Raw genomic sequence first — 20,974 nt, forward strand, 5'->3', positions numbered from 1 at the left:
CCGCCGGTACGTCCTTCACCTTCTTTGCCGGTGAGTACGTTCGGATTCAGATCGCGCTTGCCCAGTACTTCACCTTTACAGATCCATACCTTGATGCCTATTTTACCATAAACGGTTAAGGCAAACAGGGAAGCATAATCAATATCCATACGGTAAGTATGCAAAGGCGTACGGCCTTGTTTGATCTCTTCTGAACGGGCTATTTCCGCACCGCCTAAACGGCCGCTCACTTTCACCTTAATACCTTCTGCACCCATTCTTAAAGCAGTTGCAATAGCCATTTTGATCGCGCGCTTGTAGTTGATGCGGCTTTCAATTTGTTTGGCAATTGTTTCGGCAACGATATTGGCATCTACTTCCGGACGGCGGATCTCCAGAATATTGATCTGTACATCCTCCTTACCGGTCAGTTTTTTCAGCTCTTCTTTAATGCGATCTACTTCGCCACCACCTTTACCTATGATGATACCAGGTTTGGAAGTGTGGATGGTGATGATCAGCTTACCCAGTGTTCTTTCGATCACTACGCGTGAAATGCCGCCTTTGTTGATACGTGCATTCAGGTAAGTCCTGATCTTGTTATCTTCGATCAGCTTGGTAGCGTAATCTTTTTTGCTACCATACCAATTAGAGTCCCATCCTCTGATGATACCTAACCTGTTACCAATAGGATTTGTTTTCTGACCCATGTTCCTGGTTTATTTATCTAATTAGTTGAATAGTTTTATTTCTTTACTGTTTCGTTACGGCTATCCACAACGAGGGTAACGTGGTTACTTCTCTTACGTACACGGTAACCTCTACCCTGCGGAGCGGGGCGCATTCTTTTCAGGATACGGCCGCCATCCACGAAAATAGTTTTTACAACCAGGTTCGCATCTTCTACACGGCTACCTTCGTTCTTCACTTTCCAGTTAGCAATGGCAGATACCAGCAGTTTCTCCAAGGGTACGCTGGGATGCTTTGGATGGAATTTCAAAATATTCAAAGCCTTCTCCACATCCAGACCGCGGATCAGATCCGCCAGCAAACGCATTTTGCGGGTAGAGGTGGGATTGTTATTCAGCTTAGCTACTGCTTCCATTGTTAATTATTTGATATTTGATATTTGAAGCCTGAAGTACGAAGTAGGACTGAGGAAATATGATGCAGGATGCTACCCTCATACTTCTTACTTCATACATCAATATGTTTACATTTTCTTATTAGCGTGTCCTTTGAAGTTGCGGGTTGGCGCAAACTCACCCAGTTTATGACCTACCATAAACTCTGTTACATATACAGGGATGAATTTGTTACCATTGTGCACCGCAAACGTATGGCCCACAAAGTCAGGAGTGATGGTTGAACGGCGGCTCCATGTTTTTATCACGGTACGCTTGGCGCCTTCATTCATCTTCTCTACTTTCTGCTCTAATTTTTGGTCTACGTAAGGACCTTTTTTAATGGAACGACCCATGTCTGTGTCTGTTTATTTAGATTCCAATTTCCACTTTATAAGTTCCGCTGCGGTGATCCCTTAGCGGAACTTATGCGGTGGGATGTTGTTTATAATTTCTTACCGTTCTTCCTGGTAACGATCAGCTTATCGGAGCTCTTATGCGGCTTCCTGGTTTTCAGGCCTTTTGCATATTTACCAGTTCTGGACCTGGGGTGACCACCGGAAGCTTTACCTTCACCACCACCCATCGGGTGATCTACGGGGTTCATTGCCACACCACGGTTGCGGGGGCGAATGCCTCTCCAACGGTTGGCACCGGCCTTACCGATAGATTGCAGCGCGTGGTCAGAGTTAGAAACGGTACCTACGGTTGCCATGCAAGTGATCAGCACTTTGCGCAGCTCACCGGAAGGCATTTTCAGGGAAGCGTATTTTTCTTCCTTGGCGTTCAGCTGGGCGTAGGTGCCGGCACTGCGTGCGATAGCACCACCCTTACCAGGCTGCAGCTCAATGTTGTGAACTACAGTACCCAGCGGCATATTTTTCAGCAGCAGGGCGTTACCTACTTCCGGAGCTACTTCAGGGCCGCTAACAACGGTAGCGCCTACCTGCAGGCCCTGGGGAGCCAGGATGTAACGTTTTTCGCCATCTGCATAGCTCAGTAATGCGATGAATGCGCTACGGTTAGGATCGTATTCGATCGTTTTAACGGTAGCGGGTATGTTCTGTTTGTTGCGTTTGAAATCTATAACGCGGTAGTGTTGTTTGTGGCCACCACCTATGTAACGCATAGACCTTCTACCCTGCACGTTCCTACCGCCTGTTTTCTTGGCAGGCTCCAGGAGACTTTTTTCCGGTGTATCGCTGGTCAGCTCAGCATATGCATTGCCTATTTTCCAACGGGTACCGGCTGTGATCGGTTTGTACTTCTTCAGTGCCATTGCTAGTTCTTATTGCTAGTTATTGTTTATAATGTGATCTGTATATACAACCATGGGTCCCGGGTGTTAGCCCGGGATCCGGGCACTATATGTTAGCATACAGATCTATCGTTTCTCCGTCGGCCAGCGTAACGATGGCTTTTTTGTAAGAGGGCTTTTTACCTGCAATGAAACCTGCCTTGGTAAAGCGGAATTTGCTTTTACCGGGCATCACGGCAGTATTTACCTCTGCTACGGCCACGCCGTAAAAATCTTCCACTGCTTTTTTAATCTCCAGCTTGTTGGCTTTTTTGTCAACAATGAAGTAGTAGCGGTTGAATTTCTCAGTGGCTTTATTCACCTTTTCTGTTACCACCGGTTTGATTAAAACGTCTGAAAGTTTCATCTTTATTATAGCTTTTAGCTTTTAGCTTTTAGCCTTTAGCTTGTTATTTTATTATGCTTCAACCGGTTCTTCGGTGAAGATTTTTACAGCGCTCTCTGTGAACACCAGGTAGTTGCTGTTTACGATATCATAAGTATTGATATCGGCCAGTACTACGCCGTCTACGCTGGGAATGTTCCTTAAAGACAGGTATACATTATCGTTATACTCCGGCATTACTACCAGGGTTTTACGGCCTTCTACATTAATGTTCAGGCTTTTTAAGATACCTAAGAATTGTTTAGTCTTGGGAGCTTCCAGGTTCACATCTTCGAGGATGATGATGCTGTTTTCTTTAGCTTTTGTAGACAGGGCGGAGATCTTAGCCAGATCTTTCACTTTCCTGTTCAGCTTAAAGTCATAACCATGAGGTTTGGGACCGAAGATGGTACCACCACCTTTATATAACGGGTTACGGATGTTACCTTTACGGGAACCGCCGGTACCTTTTTGTTTGTGCAGTTTACGGGAAGCCCCTTTTACTTCAGCCCTGGTTTTTACCTTGTGTGTACCCTGACGCTGAGCGGCCAGGTATTGTTTCACAGCCAGGTAAATTACGTGGTTGTTAGGTTCCACACCAAAGATCTCTTCAGGAAGTTCAACAGTTCTTCCGGTTTTCTTACCTTCTATATTTAAAATATCGAGTTGCATATTACTTCTGGATTAAAACGATTGAACCATTGTGGCCGGGAACGGAACCACTTACCAGGATATAATTCTTATCAGGAAATATCTTCAGAATTTTCAGGCCTTTCACTTTCACTGTTTCGTTGCCGGTTTGGCCTGCCATACGCATACCTTTAAAAACGCGGGAAGGATAAGAAGAACCACCGATGGAACCGGGAGCCCTGCTTCTGTCGTGCTGGCCGTGTGATTGTTCACCCACACCGCTAAAGCCGTGGCGTTTAACTACGCCCTGGAAGCCTTTACCTTTGGAGGTGCCTACGATATCTACCTTTTCACCTTCTGCGAAAATCTCGCAGGTGATGGTATCACCCAGGGCTTTTTCTACAGTAGGGTTACGGAATTCTTTTACAAAACGTTTGGGAGAGGTGCTTGCTTTCGCGAAGTGATTTGTTTCTGCTTTGGTAGCGTGCTTTTCTTTTTTGTCGCTGAATGCTACCTGAATAGCGGTGTACCCATCGGTGTCTGGTGATTTCACCTGAGTAACCACGTTCGGACCGGCTTCGATAATGGTACAAGCAGTTTGCTTGCCATTAGCTTCGAAGATGCTGGTCATGCCGATCTTTTTACCAATAATACCTTTCATTTATTTATACATTTTTACCCAGCGCCTGGGGGTGTTCTAGCTTTCCCCAGGATGGGCGGTTTATATACATTTATTGGGCGGCCACCCAGAAGGCGTGACCTGTATTTTAAGTGTTTTATTGCCGGGACAGGTGTGCATAAACCGTCATACGGTTGTATGACCATTTCACCTTTTTACCCGTTGTATCAATCTAAGCAGGGAGGCCTTTTGCCACCTTGCCGATGTCCTACGCTTTAATTTCCACTTCTACACCGGAGGGCAGATCCAACTTGCTCAGGGCATCTACCGTCCTGGAAGAGGAGGTATAGATATCCAGCAAGCGCTTGTGTGTACACAGCTGGAATTGCTCCCTTGCTTTCTTGTTAACGTGCGGAGAACGCAGTACTGTAAAGATTTTCTTTTCAGTAGGTAACGGAATTGGACCAGTTACCACAGCGCCCGTGTTACGCACGGTTTTTACGATCTTCTCAGCAGATTTGTCTACCAGGTTATGATCGTAGGACTTCAGCTTGATTCTTATTCTCTGAGACATATGCAATGAACTACTTCTGTTTTACCCGTACAATTTGGGAGGGCAAAGGTAATTTGTTTTTTATCAAATGACAAATTATTCCGGAAAAAAAACCATACAAAATTAAGGTCCTGCCCCAATACCGGCAAGGCCAGGGCCGGGTGAAACCTCCTCAAAGCGCGCAAAATCAACGAAATGAGCGGGTAATAGCGGCTGGGTAGCCCAACCGGTAAAGGTTTGAGGCAACTGCACAGAAAAGAACGCAGCTCCCCAAAAAACATTGCAGGCGGATCTCCTCTTATGGGGTCATACTTTCTTAATTACAGGGGTGAGCATCAGCGCCAGCCGGAAAATAAAACCTCCGGGCAGCCTGGCCCGGAGGTAAAATAGCTAAAGGGGGACTACTTTATTACAGCGTTCCCACCAGCCCGTTCAAAAAGTCCCACAGGGCCTTTAACAGGTTACTCAGCAAGTCGTTCATATACATGTTCCTTTATTTGTTCCGCCTACTCTGTTACTGGTTTTCGGCAATCCCACCTGCTGGCGTTGGCCTTGCAGATGTGCAAAATACAGCAATCCCTTTGCACCCTTCTATTCAGTACATTCATTATCAATCAGATACAACTAGTTATTCAATTCTACTAAAAAGAGTAGGCAGCCGGGTTGTTCCGGATACGCTTAAAAGGAAAAGGTCCCTGTTCCACCACATTTATGGCGAAACAGGGACCTGAAATACTTTTTGTATAGTTCCGTGCTTATTTGCCGGTTTCTTCCTTCATAAGCTGACGGGCTCTGGCGGAAGGCAGGTATACCTGGAAACCGATACCCAGGTTTAAGCGGTTAGAGGTGGTAGCGCTGCCGAAACCGACCGTTAACTCATACTTTAACAGCGCTTCCAGTGATACGTTAGGTGTAATAAAGTACGCGATACCGGGGCCAACTCCCAGATCCAGGCCTGTAGTGCTGGCAGATGTTTTAGAATTACTGGACCCGCCGAAACCGGCATTTGCTTCTACAAAAAAGCGGCTTCTTTTGGAGAACTCCAGCTTCCGCACGTTTTTGTCTTCCACAAAATAGCGGCCCAGGGCGCCAATGCCATAAGTGGTTGCCGTGCCGGCATCTTTAGCGGTAACCAGGCTTAAACGGCCATACCCGCCTAAGGCCAGTCCGTCCTTAATGAAATAGGCTACTTTGGGTGTGAGGTCCATCTGGAAGGCAGTACCGCCTCCCCCGCCCAGGAAATTGAGGTTAAAATTGGAGATGTCACCACCTACCATGATGTTGCCTTGTTGGGTTTGCGCTACAGCAACGGAGCTACAAAATACAGCCACAGCAGCCAGCGTCAGTTTAAAGATCCTCTTCATGTCCGGAATTTTTGTTTTGGTTAATAATACTTGCCATCAAAAAAAACTATAGAAATGCGGTGTTAACTACCGCTGATACACATGAACAACAGGGTATAGAGAAAATGGGAACGGGGTAAGGAATAATGGGATCATGGGGGCGTAATGCCGCAAAACTACTGAAAATGAATCATATAGCATGAAACGTGCCTAAATATTCCAGGGAAGAATAATCATTACACAGCATTGCAGCATCCCCAGGTAGCATGCATATATCTAAAGCGGCCCGGGTTACGTTATATATACAGCCGCTTTACCCAGTAATGTGACTATAAACCGGCCTTTCACCGTATTGAAAAACTAAACCTGCATTCAATGAAACCTCCTGTAGTATTGATCCTGGGCATTATAACCCTTAGCCTGCTCAGTATAACCTGTAAAAAAAAGTCCACTACTCCCCAGCCTGAAGGTGATGACTGGCCCAGCGACAGTGTACGCACCGTGGCCCAGCAGCTGAATTTTCCCTGGGAAATACTTTGGGGACCTGACAATTATATCTGGATGACGGAAAGGGGCGGGCGCATTAGCCGCATTGAGCCTAAAACCGGCGCTGTACAGGCCTTGCTAACTATCAATGATGTGAAAACGGATGGGGAAGGCGGCCTGTTAGGCATGACCCTGCACCCCGGTTTTCCGCAACAACCTTACCTGTATGTAGTGTACAATTATGATCAAAGCGGGAATTACCGCGAAAAAGTGGTGCGGTACAGCTACACTAACAACACCCTTAACAGCCCGCAGGTACTGCTGAGCAACATTCAGGCGGGCGGTATCCATAACGGCGCGCGCCTGCTGATAAGCCCTGATAACAAGCTGTGGATCACCACCGGCGATGCCGGTAACAGCGCCAATGCGCAAAATACAGGCATTCCCAATGGCAAGGTGCTGCGCATTAACCTGGATGGCAGCATCCCTGCAGATAATCCGTTTGCCAATAACCCGGTATGGAGCTATGGCCACCGCAACCCTCAGGGACTGGTGTGGGGCCATGACCGGCTGTATACTGCGGAACACGGGGCTAATATTGAGGATGAGGTGAATATTATAGAAAAGCAACGCAACTACGGCTGGCCGGCGGTAGAGGGCCCCTGCGACCAGGGGGGTGAGCAGAATTTTTGCACCACGAACAATGTACCGGCGCCCATCTGGTCATCCGGCAGCAGCACAGTGGCTACTTCCGGGATGGAGTATTATAATAACAGCCGTATACCGGAATGGAGTAATTCCCTGTTGGTGGCCACTTTAAAATCACAGCGGCTGTACCAGCTAAAGCTGTCGGCAGATGGAAAGCAGGTTAGCGGCAGCCGTACCTGGTTTGTGAATGCCTTTGGCCGCCTGCGGGATGTTTGCGTGTCGCCGGCCGGGCGGGTATACCTGTGCACCAGCAATGGCGGGAATAATGATAAGGTGATCGAGATCAGCGGGTTGTGACGCCGAAGGCTTAACGCTGAATGCTGAATGCAGAAGGCTGAAGCCTTGGCCCGGAACGTTTGTGCACGCGTTTATGAGCTGTAATGTGAACCAGAAAGGTCTTAAAACAGAGATCCCCGGTGCAAATACATGCACCGGGGATCTTTTTATGCTTTTCGCTTTAAGCTTTCTGCTTTAAGCTTATAATCAATCAGCGTTCACTTTACCTTTTACCTTAGCCATCACTTCTGCAGCGATGTTGTTAGGCGCAGGTGAGTAGTGAGAGAACTCCATGATAGAGGTAGCACGGCCGGAGGACAGAGAGCGCAGCTGGGTTACGTAACCGAACATTTCGCTCAGCGGTACTTTGGCTTTAATAACCTGGGCACCTGCTCTTGATTCCATACCTTCCAGCATACCACGGCGACGGTTCAGGTCACCGGTAACATCACCCATGTATTGATCAGGGGTAGTTACTTCCACTTTCATGATAGGCTCCAGCAGTACTGGTTTACATTTACGGCCGGCTTCACGGAAAGCAGATTTGGCGCAAAGCTCAAATGACATAGCGTCAGAATCCACTGCGTGGAAAGAACCATCGAACAAACGGATCTTCAGGTTATCCAGCGGGTAGTTAGCCAGTACGCCCTGGTTCATAGATTGTTCAAAACCTTTCTGAACCGCGGGGATGAATTCCTTAGGAATTGCACCACCAAAGATATCGTTCACGAACTGGTAATGCTTGCCATCGTTCTCTTTCAGCCATTCTGCATCAGCAGGGCCGATCTCGATCTGGATGTCGGCGAACTTACCACGACCACCGGTTTGTTTCTTATACACTTCGCGGTGCTCTATAGTAGCGGTGAATGCTTCTTTATAAGCTACCTGAGGCGCACCCTGGTTAACTTCTACCTTGAACTCACGTTTCATACGGTCCACGATGATCTCCAGGTGAAGCTCACCCATACCGCTCAGAATGGTCTGGCCGGTATCTTCGTCTGTTTTTGCGCGCAGGGTCGGATCTTCCTCTACCAGCTTGGCAATGGCCATACCCATCTTGTCCACGTCGGCCTGTGTTTTAGGCTCAATGGCAATGTGGATCACCGGCTCGGGGAAGGTCATAGATTCCAGCACAATGGGGTTGTTCTCATTACAAAGCGTATCCCCTGTTTTGATATCTTTAAAACCAACCGCAGCACCAATATCACCTGCTTCGATGAAGTCGATGGGGTTCTGCTTGTTAGCGTGCATCTGCATGATACGGCTGATACGCTCGTTCTTGCCGGTACGGGTGTTCAATACATAAGAACCTGCATCCAGACGGCCGGAATAAGCCCGGAAGAATGCCAGACGGCCTACGAACGGATCGGTTGCGATCTTGAACGCCAGGGCTGCGAAAGGTTCTTTTGCATCCGGTTTACGCTCAATTTCTTCACCGTTGTCGGGGTTGGTACCTTTTACCGCTTCGATATCTACCGGAGAAGGCAGGTAACGGCAAACGGCATCCAGCATTTTCTGTACGCCTTTGTTCTTGAAAGAAGAACCGCACAGCATGGGAATGATAGCGATATCAATAGTAGCCTTACGGATAGCTTCGTGAATTTCCGCTTCAGAAATAGAATTCGGATCTTCGAAGAATTTCTCCATCAGCTTGTCGTCGTATTCAGCAACAGCTTCTACCAGCTTAGCTCTCCACTCATCAGCTTCGTCCTTCATATCAGCCGGGATCTCGATCTCCTGGTAAGTAGCGCCTTTACCTTCTTCGTCCCAGATAATACCTTTCATGGTGATCAGGTCAACCACGCCTTTGAAGGTATCTTCAGCGCCGATAGGCAGCATCAGGGGAACGGGGTTAGCGCCCAGCATTTCCTTCACCTGTTTTACCACGTTCAGGAAGTCGGCGCCGGAACGGTCCATTTTATTTACGAAACCGATACGGGGTACACGGTAGCGGTTAGCCTGGCGCCATACGGTTTCAGACTGGGGTTCTACACCGGATACGGCGCAGAACAGTGCTACCAGGCCATCCAGTACACGCAGGGAGCGCTCCACCTCTACGGTAAAGTCCACGTGACCCGGAGTATCAATGATGTTGAATTTATATTGTTTGGTATCAGGCTGAACCTGGCCCTGCAGGGTCGGGAAGTTCCAGAAACAGGTAGTAGCAGCAGATGTAATGGTAATACCTCTTTCCTGCTCCTGTGCCATCCAGTCCATGGTGGCAGCACCTTCATGCACCTCACCTATCTTGTGGGTTTTACCTGTATAGTACAGGATACGCTCTGTGGTAGTGGTTTTACCCGCATCAATGTGCGCTGCAATACCAAAGTTCCTTTGAAATCTTAAGTCTGCCATAATATTAGTAATGACTGTATTTTAAATGCAATTTGGGGGGCAAAGGTAATCCTTTTTTAGGAATAAATAAAACCAGGATGTATTGCCAAAATGTTATTTAATAGTAAAACAATGATATCCCGGCGACCCTCATATAAATAACCGGGTAAAAAAACCATCTACAGCGCGCAGGCTGCCAGCTACCGGCAGAATTTAACCGAAAAAAAAGTGCCTGTTGTTTATCCTACCCATTTACCTAATTTTTGTGTTATTGTTTTGAAGGTCTGTCAGTTGAATGTACAGGCTGCCCTGGCGCCTGGTAGCAAATCCCAAAGATTGGAATTAGATTTTTAGTCAACCTCAACGCACGCTGAATGAATACCCTGATTATTAATGTAACGTCTTGATATGTGACGTTTTAACCGAATAACACCGGTTTCAACACCTATTATTTAACTCCCTGTCAGGCTGCCATACCGGCGCCTGATGTTCTGTTATTGCCTTTACGGGCAATGCGGATAAATATTCTCATTACTAAATGTTGCTCCATGAAATTTATCTACACACTTTTTTTGCCTTTACTGTTGATGGGTTTGTTAAGCAGCCCGGCCCGGGCGCAAAGTACACAGCGGCAGGTGGTGGCCAGCAGCGGTGGCAGCGGCCTGGTGGGCAATGTATTTATCCAGTACACCATAGGCGAACCGGTAGTGGCTACTTTTACAGGCGGCGCTACCATGCTTACCCAGGGGTTCCAGCAGCCGGAATACCCTCCCCTGACCCCGGGAGCAGATCCCATCCGGAATTTTATCCTCTACCCCAACCCAGCCTTCAGCACTGCTAAAGCGCAATTTGAGCTGCTTGCCGGCGCCGGTGTGCTGATCCGCATCCTTAACAGCGCCGGGCAGCAGGTGTACCAGCAGTTCCAGCACTATGGGCCGGGACAGGTGGTAATACCTGTTACGGTAAGCCGCTTTGCTGCCGGCATTTATTCCGTGATCCTGAACGTAAACGGGAAACTCTTCTTTGATAAACTGGTCATCCAATAAAAATCTACGTTTATGCAATACCGTTTTACTCTATTCTCTGCCTGCCTGTTGCTGGCGGCGCTGCCCTTAGCCGCGCAAAAAGTACAGGTACCGGTGAATGCGGGCGCTGCCTTTCTGCTGGTTAACCCCGATGCCCGCAGCGGCTCCGTAGGCGATGCTGTTACCGGCCTTGAACCCAATGTGAACGACCTGTTTGGCAATGCGGCAAAAATTGTATTTGCCGGCGACTGGGGCGTAAGCGCCTCCTACTCACCCTGGATGTGGGAAGTGAACGACCGCAAAACACATATGGGCCATATTGCCGCCTTTAAGAACTTTAATGAGCTGGAGGGAGTGGGCGCATCCCTCAAATATTTTAATCACGGGGATATCACCTTCCGGGATAATAATGGTATGATGCTGCAGCAGTACCATGCTATAGAATATGCCCTGGATGCCACTTATGCCCGCAAGCTGGGCCAGCATTTATCACTGGCGGTATCCTTGCGGTACATCCGCAGCCAGCTGGGCCAGGGCAGCTATAACGGCCTGCAGCAAAAGCCGGCATCTGCCGGCGCAGGCGATGTGGGATTGTATTACCAGAACTACTCTGATATACTGGATTACGGCAACCGGTACTGCTGGGGTATTAGCTTCACCAATATAGGTTCCAAGCTGTCTTATACCGATGATAATAACCGCCGCACCTTTTTGCCCATGAACCTGCGCATCGGCGGCGGATTCACTTTTGTAAATACGGCCGACCATCAATTCACCATACTGGCCGACATCAACAAGCTGCTGGTGCCCACGCCGCCTGAATACCAGCTGGATGCTAACGGACAGCCCACCAATGTGATCCTGAAAGGTAAAGATCCTAACCGGGGAGTGGTTTCCGCTATGTTCACCTCTTTATGGGACGCACCCGGCGGTTTCCAGGAAGAGCTGCGGGAATTTACTGCAGGCGGCGGGCTGGAATACAACTACCAGCACCAGTTCTTTGCCCGTGCCGGCTACTTCTACGAGCATCCCAATAAAGGCTACCGGCAACACTTCAGCGCCGGTGTGGGGTTGCGCATTCATTCCCTTCAGCTGGATGCGGCCTACCGCATGCCTACCACCGGGGTGCTGCAACGGGCCAGCCTGCAGTTCTCCGTGATCTATACCCGGCCTGCTGCTAAACAATAATCCTTTGTTAATAACACAAAACATATAAATAATGAAAGCATTGTACTTACTCCTGTTTATGATAACGGCTGCAACCGTTACTGCCCACGCGCAGCAACGCACCCGTGACCAGCTGTTCCCCGATTTCCAGAAAGATATTGCTAAGCAGCATACAGCTGCCGCTGCGGCCGACCCGCGTAAAACGGCCACCTCCACCCGCAGCCTGATCTTTACCAATTATCAGCAGTCCCGCAGCAGCAATAACAGCAGCCAGCTAAACCGGCGCCCGGTAAGCGCTAGTGGCAAGCCCCAGCCTTCTGATATATCTGCGGCCGAAGCCCTCAGGGCCATTAAACCGGTGAAAATAGAAAAGACCCCTATTCAACAACAACAATAAAATCAGCTATACATGCAAAAGCGAACTTTACTCACCCTACTGATATTAATAGCCTTAACAGGCGCTTTACAGGCGCAGAGCGGGCTTACCGGTATTAATTACCAGGCGGTGGCCCGTAATAATAATGGCGTAATGCTGGCTAACCAGGCCATGACGGTACGCATTTCCATATTAGGCGGGGCTGCCAATGGCCCGGTACAATACCAGGAAACACATGATGTTACTACCAATACACTGGGGCTGTTTACCCTGCAAATAGGTAACGGCACCCCGGTTACCGGCACCTTTGCTGCTGTTCCCTGGGCTAATGCCAACCAATACCTGAAAGTAGAAACAGCTATTGGCAATGGCAGCTTTGAAACGCTGGGCACTACCCCGTTCAAAAGCGTGCCTTTTGCTTTGCACGCGGCCAATACTACCCCTGGCCCCCAGGGCCCCGCGGGACCGGCAGGACCAGCCGGTGCAACCGGACCAGCCGGGCCTAAGGGCGATGCCGGCCCTCAAGGCGTAAAAGGTGATCCGGGCGCTACAGGACCTGTAGGACCTGCCGGACCAGTTGGACCTGCGGGGCCTGCTGGGCCTGATGGACCACAGGGTGTAAAAGGCCCTCCCGGTGTAGCCGGACCTGTGGGGCCCGCCGGACCTGCAGGACCTGCTGGCCCTATTGGTGGTAACGGACCTGCCGGACCAGCCGGGCCGGTTGGGCCTGCCGGACCCGTAGGACCCGCTGGCCCCGTAGGACCTATAGGCCCTGCAGGACCGGCCGGCAGCATTAACAGCGCACCTGCAGGCGGCGACCTAAGCGGTACTTACCCTAACCCGGTAGTGGCAGCAATACAAACCAAACCGGTATCTGCCACTGCGCCCATAGCCGGCCAGGTATTAAAATTTGATGGCACCAACTGGCTGCCCAGTGCAGATAATGCCGGTGGCGGCGGGCTAACCTTGCCTTACAGCGCGGCAGAGAATAATGCAGCTACCCTCTTTTCCATCACCAATGCCGGTGACGGTACTTCGCTGGAGGGAGTGAACAACACCGCTACATCTAACATCAGCGCTATCAGGGGTATTGTGAGCTCTGCTTCTCCCGGTGGTTTTTCCAGCGGGGTACGCGGTATTAATAATGGCACCGGTGGTTTGGGTGTAGGTGTGTATGGCTCGCAGAACGGCAGCGGCTGGGGTGTGTATGGCGTTACGCCCAATGGTTTAGGTGTGTACGGTAATGCCAGCGCAAACGGCACCGGGGTATATGCCAACAGTAATACGGGCACCGGCCTTACTGCTACCAGTAATAATGGTATTCCGGCCAGTATTTCCATTTTCAATAATGCCAATAACAACAGTGCATTAAATGTTAACAGTGTTGGTAATGGTACTGTTGTTAATGTAACCACCAGCGGCAATGGCGCGGGCGTGCGAAGCTCCACCAGCAGCGGTTTTGGCGTGCATGGCATTACCAGCGCACAAACTTCTGCCGGTGTGGTAGGCGATAATAATGGCGGAGGGGAAGCGGTAGTGGGCCGTACCACCAGTGATATTGCCGGCGCGGTAGTAGGCCGGAATGATGGCGGCGGTTATGGCGTACGTGGTTTTGTAGCCACCAACACCAGCGGCACTGCCATTGGCGTATATGGGCAGGTAGGCCTGAATAACAGTACAGGCAGGGCCGGCCGTTTCGAGAACTTTAATAATACCAACACCACCGGCAATACCCTGGAAGCAGAAACCAATGGCAATGGTAATATCCCTGATAATACACAGGGTAACGCAGCCTCTTTCCTGGTGAATAATACCAACAGCGTGGCAGCTGGTGTAAGAAGCGAGGTAAAAACCATCTTCGGCAACTTCGGCGCAGCCGGGATATTCGGGATCTCTTCAGGTACAGGCGGCTTTGCAGGCCTGTTCCATGCTTCTAACCCTAGTGGTAATGGCCCAGCGCTGGTAGCCATCACGGATGGTAATGGCAATGCTATTACTGCGAATGCCAGTAAGGATGGCAATGCTGTAGAAGCCAATATTGATGGTGGCGGTAACGCCCTGTATGCCTGGGTGCCCTCCTTTGCGACAGGCCGGGCCGGCAGGTTTAATATTTTCAACGAGAATAATACCAGCGATGCAATAACCGTAACCACTATAGGTAATGGTATTGCCGGCAACTTCAAGGTAGATAAGGTAACCGGCACCTCTCCTGCTGTAAGAGGCGAGGTAAACTCCCAGTTCGCCAACTTCGGTACTGCCGGTATTTATGGCATATCATCCGGTACCGGTGGTTATGCCGGGCTATTCCACGCCTCTAACCCTGCCGGCAACGGGCCGGCCCTGATAGCCATTGCCGATGGTAATGGCAACGGTATTACCGCTAACGCCAGCAATACCGGCGACGGTGTAGAAACTACTGCCGACGGTACCGGCGCTGCCCTTTTTGCCTGGATCCCGAACTTCGGGCAGGGCAGGGCAGGACGCTTCGTAAATTTCAATACCGCTAACACCAATCCGGTGCTGACAGTAGAACAACACAGCAACGGCAGTATTGCCGTGTTTAAGAGCGGTAATCCGGGTACTGTAAATGTTGCCAGGATCAACTCAGCAGGAAGGGGATTCTTTAACGGCGGTACCCAGAACAGCGGCGCTGATGTGGCAGAGGTTTTTGACGTAACCGGTAATATACAGGCTTATGAGCCGGGTGATGTGCTGGTAATTGCTACGGATGCTGACCGGACCGTTGAAAAATCAAACAGTGCCTACTCTACCCTGGTAGTGGGTGTGTATGCTACCAAACCGGGCGTACTGCTGACTGAAGAAGGCATAGATACAGATATTTCTGATAAGGTGCCTATGGGCGTGGTAGGTGTAATTCCTACCAAAGTATGCGGCGAGAACGGCCCTGTACGACGGGGCGATATGCTGGTAACCTCCAGCCTTCGCGGCTATGCGATGAAGGCAGACCCGGACAAGGTTAAACCCGGGCAGGTGATCGGTAAAGCCCTGGAAGCCTTTGATGGTAACGGCACCGGTAAGATCAAAGTATTGGTGAATGTGAAATAAGCAAGAAGGCGGAATGCTTAATGCGGAACGCTGAACGCTTAAAGCCCGGGGTGTATGCTCCGGGCTTTTTTGTTTGTTTTATTATATTATGTGTTAAGTTAAATGCTGTTTCCGGAAGCCAGAGCGCTATAATGGCCTGGGGGCAGGGTTAGCCTTGAAGTGCAGGGCATTAAAAAACATTGCCTGCGGGCTTTGATGAAGTGGCGCTGCTGACTACGATGGAATTAACCCCTGCTCCCTATCGCCTGCTCCCTCCCTACCGCTTGCTGCCAAATGCGAAAAGCTGACCACAACGTTTCCGTTATGATCAGCTTTTTGCTATATATCCTGAGCGTTCTGCTTCTGATTAGATGCGGAAGTGGGAGAAAGCCTTGTTGGCTTCAGCCATACGGTGTGTATCTTCCTTCTTTTTAAAAGCGGCGCCTTCACCTTTGCTGGCAGCTACGATCTCGTTTGCCAGTTTCTCAGCCATGCTTTTACCATTTCTTTCACCAGCGTAACGTACCAGCCATTTGATGCTCAAAGATACTTTCCTGTCGGGGCGTACCTCTGAAGGGATCTGGAAGGTAGCACCACCGATACGGCGGCTTCTAACTTCTACAGCAGGTGTTACGTTATTCAAAGCCTTTCTCCATACCTCGTAACCATTATCACCGGTCATCTGGCTTACTTTATCTACGGCATCGTAGAATATTTTATAGGCAATGCTCTTCTTTCCCTGCTCCATTACGTTATTCACGAAACGGGTCACCAGCTTATCATTAAACCGGGGGTCCGGAGCCAATGGTAATTTTTTAGCAGCTTGCTTTCTCATTTATCTGAAAAATTTCTCTTGAGTATTAAGATTATTTCTTAGCCTTTTCCTTTTTGGTACCATACTTGGAACGGCTCTGTTTACGGTCTTTCACACCGGCAGTATCCAGGGAACCACGTACAATGTGATAACGCACACCCGGCAGATCCTTTACCCTACCACCACGGATCAACACGATAGAGTGCTCCTGCAGGTTATGCCCTTCACCAGGGATATAAGCGATCACCTCTATTTTATTGGTCAGCTTCACTTTAGCTACTTTACGCAGCGCGGAGTTAGGCTTTTTAGGCGTAGTAGTGTACACGCGGGTACATACACCCCGGCGCTGGGGGCAGCTATCAAGAGCTCTGGACTTGGATTTAGCCCGGATAATTTCTCTTCCTTTTCTTACTAATTGTTGTATAGTAGGCATTCTTTACCTAATTTTTTTTGCTGTCGGTTTACAATGACATTCCAAAGTCCAGTAAAGGATTTTGGGAGGGCAAAGGTAAAACGAACTATGATAAATTCCAAATTACTTACTTCCAAATTCCAAAAAAACTCGCGCCAGCGCTAAAAAAGCAGGAAATTGCCTCCTGAGAGTGGCAAGGCTACCTATTATAACAGCGCAGCGGTAATATCCCTCCACTCCTCTTCCAGGGTGCTGAACGGCATGCTTTTACCTGCCCGGGTGTACCAGTAGGCGGCATTGGACCGGTCGCCTTCCTTACGGTGCAGGTAGGCATGGATCCAGGAGCCGGTGCTGTTATCAATATCCTGCGCCACGTTATGCGCCTGTTCCCAGTCGCCCTTACCATCCCACCAAAGTGCCTGTAAAGGCCCGCTCAGCCCTGCGGGCGGCGCTGCCTGGCTCAATGAGGCAATAAAAGCGTCTAAGGTCATGGCACAAGTGTTTAAAAAAGCGGAGGGCAAAAATACAGGATTTGTTTGAGAATGCCGCCCCTGTTAACAAGAATGGTCTATAAAAAAGCAGGCCGTTCCACTAAGAAACAGCCTGTGAACATAACACAACTAAAACTAATTATTTATCAATACGGTAGTTCCATCCTTTTTCATCCGCTACCTTTCCGGTACGGATGGCATCCAGGCGGCGGATCACTTCCGCACCTACTTCATATTTAGTAGTATCCAGCTTAATATGATGGTCCTTATAATCCAGCTGCTCTACATAAGCTACGCTGGAGGCGGTGCCAGTGCCAAATACCTCGCGCAGGGTGCCTGCTTTCCAGGCTGCCACGATCTCGTCAATAGATACCGGTCTTTCTTCCAGGGTAAGGCCCATCTCTTCCAGCAGCGTCATTACACTGGCGCGGGTTACCCCTGCCAAAATAGTGCCCTGATTCAGATCCGGGGTCAGCGCTTTATTGCCAATGATGGCAAATACGTTCATAGTGCCGCATTCCTGCAGGTATTTGTGCTCCATACCATCTACCCAAAGGATCTGATCGTACCCCTGCTTGCGGGCCTGCATGGTAGGGTACATAGCCCCGCCGTAGTTACCGGCAGCCTTGGCATACCCTACCCCACCGGGAAAAGCACGGATATATTTATCCTGCACCAGCAGCTTAATGGGTTTATTAAAATATGCTCCGGAAGGAGAATTGATTATCACAAACTTATAGGTATCAGAAGGGCGCACGCCAATAAATTCATCGGCAGCGATCATGAAAGGACGCAGGTATAAAGAACATCCTTCACCGGTTGGCACCCAGTTACGGTCCAGGTCAATGAGCATAGCCATCCCCCCGATGAAAAGCCATTCCGGTACAGCCGGCATGCCCATTCTTTCTGCAGAGATGTTAAAGCGCTCGTAATTATCGTATGGACGGAAGATCATGGGATGACCTTCCTGGTCTTTATAAGCTTTAATACCTTCAAAGATCGCCTGCCCATAATGCCAGGCAGCATTGGAAGGACTTACAGAAATATGTTGAAAGGGCAGGATCTCCGCGCTATGCCACTGTTCACCATCAAAATCAGCTACCAGCATATGGTCTGCATACTTTTTCCCAAACACCAGGTTATTAAAATCCACTTCGTTAATACGGCTGTTAGTGGCTTTACTGACCTTGATCTGCTTTAATGCCTGTTCCATTACTGTTGCATTTACGCCTGGATAATCTACTACCATCATGGTTTATCAATTTTATCTCGATATTTTTACACAAATAAACTGATTTTTCCCCAGCAGGAACGATCATGTGATTACTAAAATCAATATCTATGTCTTTTGATCAATTGCAACTGGACCCATACTTTCTGGCTAAAATATATACCCAGCCTATCATTCCCGGGAAAAGCACCCCTGTTGCGGCGGAGCAAAAGCCCTTGCCTAAAGTGAAATTTTTAGGAGAAAATCAAAAAAACATCGTACTCGTCATACAAAACGAAAGCGGTGCGTATTTAAACGATGAATTGTTTAACCTGCTCACTAATATATTAAATGCATGTAAACTGGGCATGCAGGATGTTGCATTGGTAAATATAGCAGGCTTCCCTGCAGTACCCTTAACAGCGTGGCAGCAGGCTGTGAGTATGAAGCAATGTGTGGTGTTCGGTATCCCTCCGGCCAGCCTGGGTCTGGAGCCGCTGCCTGCGTACCAGATACAGACTGCAGGCGGTGTGCAGCTGCTTTTCTCCGACGCCCTGGAATTAATTGCAACTGACAAGGTATTGAAGGGCAAATTATGGAACGGCTTAAAACAACTTTTTTTATAATCAGCTGATCAGCAATAAATTTTTGGTCATCGCTTAATCACTGCGCGGATCATTTTTTACGGAATTAAATCAAACGCAACGGATGAAACTGGTATTTGCCACTAATAACGATAACAAGATAAAAGAGATCCGCTCCATGCTGGGTGATGTTTTTGAAATTATTACCCTGCAGGAAGCGGGTATTGATATAGACATTCCTGAACCGCACGATACCCTGGAAGCAAATGCCCGGGAAAAATCCGAGACCATTTATAAAATGACGGGGCAAAACTCCTTTTCAGAAGATACCGGCCTGGAAGTATTTGCCCTGAACGGTGCGCCGGGCGTACTCTCTGCCCGATATGCCGGGGAGCAAAAATCTGCGGATGATAATATTGCCAAAATGCTGCAGGAGCTGCAGGGGCAAACCAACCGCAGCGCACAGTTCCGCACGGTTATTTCCCTGATCCTTAACGGAACAGAGCACCAGTTTGAAGGTGTTTGCCCCGGTAATATCTTACTGGAAAGAAAAGGCAGCAAAGGATTTGGCTACGACCCGGTATTTGTACCGGAAGGCGCTACCCGCAGCTTTGCTGAAATGGAGCTTTCCGAGAAAAACCAGTACAGCCACCGGGCCCGGGCCTTTGCCAAACTGGTGGCATTTTTGCAGAGTGCAAAAAATAATAATGGGAGCCACTTACAATAAAGTGAGCCTTTGAACGACAACAATACAACAGCAACTATTCGAATAAAACCATAATGGCACGCGTAAAATTAGAGTTACCAGCACAGTTTAACTTCAGCACAAGCATTCCCATCCGTATACAGGACCTGAACTATGGCAAACATGTTGGCAATGACGCCATCTTATCCATTATGCATGAAGCCCGCATCCAGTACCTGCAGGCCCGTGATCTGAAGGAGCTGGATGAAGCCGGCACCGGCCTTATTATGGCCGATGTAGCCATCGCCTATAAGGGCGAAAGCTTTCATGGCGATGTGCTGGAAGTTGAAGTAGCTGCTGCAGAGCACAGCGCCACCGGCTTTGACCTGTATTACCGTATTACCGCCCTGCGTAAGGATGCCCGCATTTTAATAGCCGAAGGCAAAACCGGCATGGTATGTTTTGATTATACGCAACGCAAGGTAACCCGCCTATCTGCAGCCTGGAAAGAACTATTGAATTAAGCATTAAACGAACGATGAACATGGATCAGCAATTAGCAACACTTATTAAGGACAGAAGAACCGTTAAACCGGCTGCCATGAACGGCAAAAAAGTACCGGATGAAACCATTCAGCAATTACTGGAGCTTGCCAACTGGGCCCCTACCCATGGTTATACAGAGCCCTGGTATTTTGTAGTGTATAGCGGTGAAGGCGTAAAACGTTTCTGCACTGATCATGCAGAGCTGTATAAAACCCACACTCCTGCTGCGCAGTACATTCCGGGTAATTACGAAAAATTACAGCACCAGGGCGACCTGGCTTCTCATATTATTGCCATTTGCATGAAACGGGGCGATAATCCCAAGATCCCCGAAATAGAGGAAATAGCGGCGGTATCCTGCGCGGTGCAGAATATGTGGTTAGGCGCTGCTGCAGAAGGAATAGCTGCTTACTGGGGATCCGGCGGTATGACGTATACCCCTGCCATGCAGGATTACCTGGGCCTGCGCGACCAGGATAAAGTGCTGGGCTTCTTTTACCTGGGTTATACAGACCAGGCGCTGCCTGAAGGCCGGCGGCTGAAGCCGATGGCGGAGAAAGTGAAGTTAATTACGAATTGATCAATTACGAATTACGAATGGGATGCTGCGTGGGTTAGTGTTGCACTGTTCACACGAAATACCCCATTCGTAATTCGTAATTGAATAATCCGTAATTAAAACAGGTCCGGGTAGTCTGTAATAATGCCATCTACCCCTAAGGCTTTCAGCTGGGCAATTTCTTCAGCAGTATCGGGTGTCCAGGGGATGAGCTTAATATCTTTTTCTTTGCAGCTTTGCACCAGCTGGGCATTTACGAGCTTATAGTTAGGGCTGTATGCAAAAGGCGTAAAACCTAAGGCTGTAAGGGCGCCATTCAGTCCGCC

At 49.0% G+C, this 20,974-nt stretch carries 24 protein-coding genes; 9 read left to right on the forward strand and 15 right to left on the reverse strand.

From position 1 onward, the window contains the following. The 9 genes from rpsC to VIM87_RS01970 all read right to left on the reverse strand — a co-directional run. Nucleotides 1-689 (reverse strand): 30S ribosomal protein S3 (gene rpsC, locus VIM87_RS01930; RefSeq protein WP_331995340.1); only part of this gene is annotated, 689 nt, incomplete at its 3' end. 35 nt (nt 690-724) lie between these two features. Next, nucleotides 725-1,084 carry a 50S ribosomal protein L22 gene (gene rplV / locus VIM87_RS01935; RefSeq protein ID WP_331995341.1) on the reverse strand — a complete coding sequence of 120 codons (360 nt, stop codon included), beginning with the start codon at nt 1,082-1,084 and terminating at the stop codon, nt 725-727. 108 nt (nt 1,085-1,192) lie between these two features. Further along, nucleotides 1,193-1,459 carry a 30S ribosomal protein S19 gene (gene rpsS / locus VIM87_RS01940; RefSeq protein ID WP_089782471.1) on the reverse strand — a complete coding sequence of 89 codons (267 nt, stop codon included), beginning with the start codon at nt 1,457-1,459 and terminating at the stop codon, nt 1,193-1,195. An 89-nt stretch (nt 1,460-1,548) separates the two neighbouring features. After that, nucleotides 1,549-2,382 (reverse strand): 50S ribosomal protein L2, encoded by an 834-nt coding sequence (gene rplB / locus VIM87_RS01945; protein WP_331995342.1) that lies wholly within the window; start codon nt 2,380-2,382, stop codon nt 1,549-1,551. A gap of 85 nt (nt 2,383-2,467) precedes the next feature. Continuing rightward, nucleotides 2,468-2,767 carry a 50S ribosomal protein L23 gene (rplW, locus tag VIM87_RS01950; RefSeq protein ID WP_089918380.1) on the reverse strand — a complete coding sequence of 100 codons (300 nt, stop codon included), beginning with the start codon at nt 2,765-2,767 and terminating at the stop codon, nt 2,468-2,470. 51 nt (nt 2,768-2,818) lie between these two features. Further along, nucleotides 2,819-3,457: a 50S ribosomal protein L4 gene (rplD, locus tag VIM87_RS01955; RefSeq protein ID WP_331995343.1), complete on the reverse strand. Its 639-nt coding sequence runs from the start codon at nt 3,455-3,457 to the stop codon at nt 2,819-2,821. A gap of 1 nt (nt 3,458) precedes the next feature. Next, nucleotides 3,459-4,076 (reverse strand): 50S ribosomal protein L3, encoded by a 618-nt coding sequence (gene rplC, locus VIM87_RS01960; RefSeq protein ID WP_089918377.1) that lies wholly within the window; start codon nt 4,074-4,076, stop codon nt 3,459-3,461. Nucleotides 4,077-4,302: 226 nt separating this feature from the next. Beyond that, the gene (gene rpsJ / locus VIM87_RS01965) at nt 4,303-4,608 is read right to left on the reverse strand and encodes a 30S ribosomal protein S10 (protein ID WP_012789286.1); all 306 of its coding nucleotides are present in this window, start codon (nt 4,606-4,608) and stop codon (nt 4,303-4,305) included. A gap of 734 nt (nt 4,609-5,342) precedes the next feature. Next, the gene (locus tag VIM87_RS01970) at nt 5,343-5,951 is read right to left on the reverse strand and encodes an outer membrane beta-barrel protein (RefSeq protein WP_331995344.1); all 609 of its coding nucleotides are present in this window, start codon (nt 5,949-5,951) and stop codon (nt 5,343-5,345) included. A gap of 354 nt (nt 5,952-6,305) precedes the next feature. Here VIM87_RS01970 and VIM87_RS01975 point away from each other — a divergent pair, with 354 nt between their 5' ends. Next, nucleotides 6,306-7,421: a PQQ-dependent sugar dehydrogenase gene (locus VIM87_RS01975; RefSeq protein ID WP_331995345.1), complete on the forward strand. Its 1,116-nt coding sequence runs from the start codon at nt 6,306-6,308 to the stop codon at nt 7,419-7,421. 186 nt (nt 7,422-7,607) lie between these two features. On the opposite strand, the gene fusA is transcribed toward VIM87_RS01975, so the two are convergent. Further along, nucleotides 7,608-9,755, reverse strand: coding sequence for an elongation factor G (fusA, locus tag VIM87_RS01980; protein WP_331995346.1), 2,148 nt, complete (start codon nt 9,753-9,755; stop codon nt 7,608-7,610). 527 nt (nt 9,756-10,282) lie between these two features. Here fusA and VIM87_RS01985 point away from each other — a divergent pair. Genes VIM87_RS01985 through VIM87_RS02000 form a run of 4 tightly spaced genes read left to right on the forward strand, consistent with a single transcriptional unit; the run spans nt 10,283 to nt 15,368 of the window. Beyond that, nucleotides 10,283-10,780, forward strand: a complete 498-nt coding sequence (locus tag VIM87_RS01985) for a T9SS type A sorting domain-containing protein (protein ID WP_331995347.1) — start codon at nt 10,283-10,285, stop codon at nt 10,778-10,780. 12 nt (nt 10,781-10,792) lie between these two features. Next, entirely contained in the window at nt 10,793-11,947 is a 1,155-nt protein-coding gene (porV, locus tag VIM87_RS01990; RefSeq protein WP_331995348.1) for a type IX secretion system outer membrane channel protein PorV, read from the forward strand. Nucleotides 11,948-11,978: 31 nt separating this feature from the next. Next, on the forward strand, nt 11,979-12,323 hold the full coding sequence (locus VIM87_RS01995; protein WP_331995349.1) for a hypothetical protein: 345 nt from the start codon (nt 11,979-11,981) through the stop codon (nt 12,321-12,323). 12 nt (nt 12,324-12,335) lie between these two features. Next, nucleotides 12,336-15,368 (forward strand): hypothetical protein, encoded by a 3,033-nt coding sequence (locus tag VIM87_RS02000; protein WP_331995350.1) that lies wholly within the window; start codon nt 12,336-12,338, stop codon nt 15,366-15,368. 346 nt (nt 15,369-15,714) lie between these two features. Here the strand turns inward: VIM87_RS02000 and rpsG are convergent, their stop codons facing one another. From rpsG to VIM87_RS02020, 4 genes are all read right to left on the reverse strand, one after another. Continuing rightward, entirely contained in the window at nt 15,715-16,182 is a 468-nt protein-coding gene (rpsG, locus tag VIM87_RS02005; RefSeq protein ID WP_089918363.1) for a 30S ribosomal protein S7, read from the reverse strand. A 31-nt stretch (nt 16,183-16,213) separates the two neighbouring features. Then, a complete protein-coding gene (rpsL, locus tag VIM87_RS02010) occupies nt 16,214-16,594 on the reverse strand; it encodes a 30S ribosomal protein S12 (protein ID WP_089918361.1) in 381 nt (126 codons plus the stop codon). A 185-nt stretch (nt 16,595-16,779) separates the two neighbouring features. Then, nucleotides 16,780-17,064 carry a hypothetical protein gene (locus VIM87_RS02015; protein ID WP_217604203.1) on the reverse strand — a complete coding sequence of 95 codons (285 nt, stop codon included), beginning with the start codon at nt 17,062-17,064 and terminating at the stop codon, nt 16,780-16,782. 139 nt (nt 17,065-17,203) lie between these two features. Beyond that, nucleotides 17,204-18,316: a branched-chain amino acid aminotransferase gene (locus VIM87_RS02020; protein WP_331995351.1), complete on the reverse strand. Its 1,113-nt coding sequence runs from the start codon at nt 18,314-18,316 to the stop codon at nt 17,204-17,206. Nucleotides 18,317-18,405: 89 nt separating this feature from the next. Between VIM87_RS02020 and VIM87_RS02025 the strand changes: the two genes are divergently transcribed. The 4 genes from VIM87_RS02025 (at nt 18,406) to VIM87_RS02040 (ending at nt 20,669) form a co-directional block, all read left to right on the forward strand. Further along, the gene (locus VIM87_RS02025; RefSeq protein WP_331995352.1) at nt 18,406-18,900 is read left to right on the forward strand and encodes a hypothetical protein; all 495 of its coding nucleotides are present in this window, start codon (nt 18,406-18,408) and stop codon (nt 18,898-18,900) included. An 82-nt stretch (nt 18,901-18,982) separates the two neighbouring features. Beyond that, a complete protein-coding gene (gene rdgB, locus VIM87_RS02030; protein WP_331995353.1) occupies nt 18,983-19,585 on the forward strand; it encodes an RdgB/HAM1 family non-canonical purine NTP pyrophosphatase in 603 nt (200 codons plus the stop codon). Nucleotides 19,586-19,638: 53 nt separating this feature from the next. Next, entirely contained in the window at nt 19,639-20,067 is a 429-nt protein-coding gene (locus tag VIM87_RS02035) for a thioesterase family protein (protein ID WP_331995354.1), read from the forward strand. Between the two features lie 20 nt (nt 20,068-20,087). Further along, nucleotides 20,088-20,669, forward strand: coding sequence for a nitroreductase (locus VIM87_RS02040; RefSeq protein WP_331995355.1), 582 nt, complete (start codon nt 20,088-20,090; stop codon nt 20,667-20,669). 95 nt (nt 20,670-20,764) lie between these two features. Here the strand turns inward: VIM87_RS02040 and VIM87_RS02045 are convergent. Continuing rightward, on the reverse strand, nt 20,765-20,974 hold a 210-nt coding region (locus VIM87_RS02045; protein ID WP_331995356.1), incomplete at its 5' end, for a glycerophosphodiester phosphodiesterase family protein.

Source organism: Chitinophaga sp. (genome assembly GCF_036569125.1).
Classification (GTDB): domain Bacteria; phylum Bacteroidota; class Bacteroidia; order Chitinophagales; family Chitinophagaceae; genus Chitinophaga.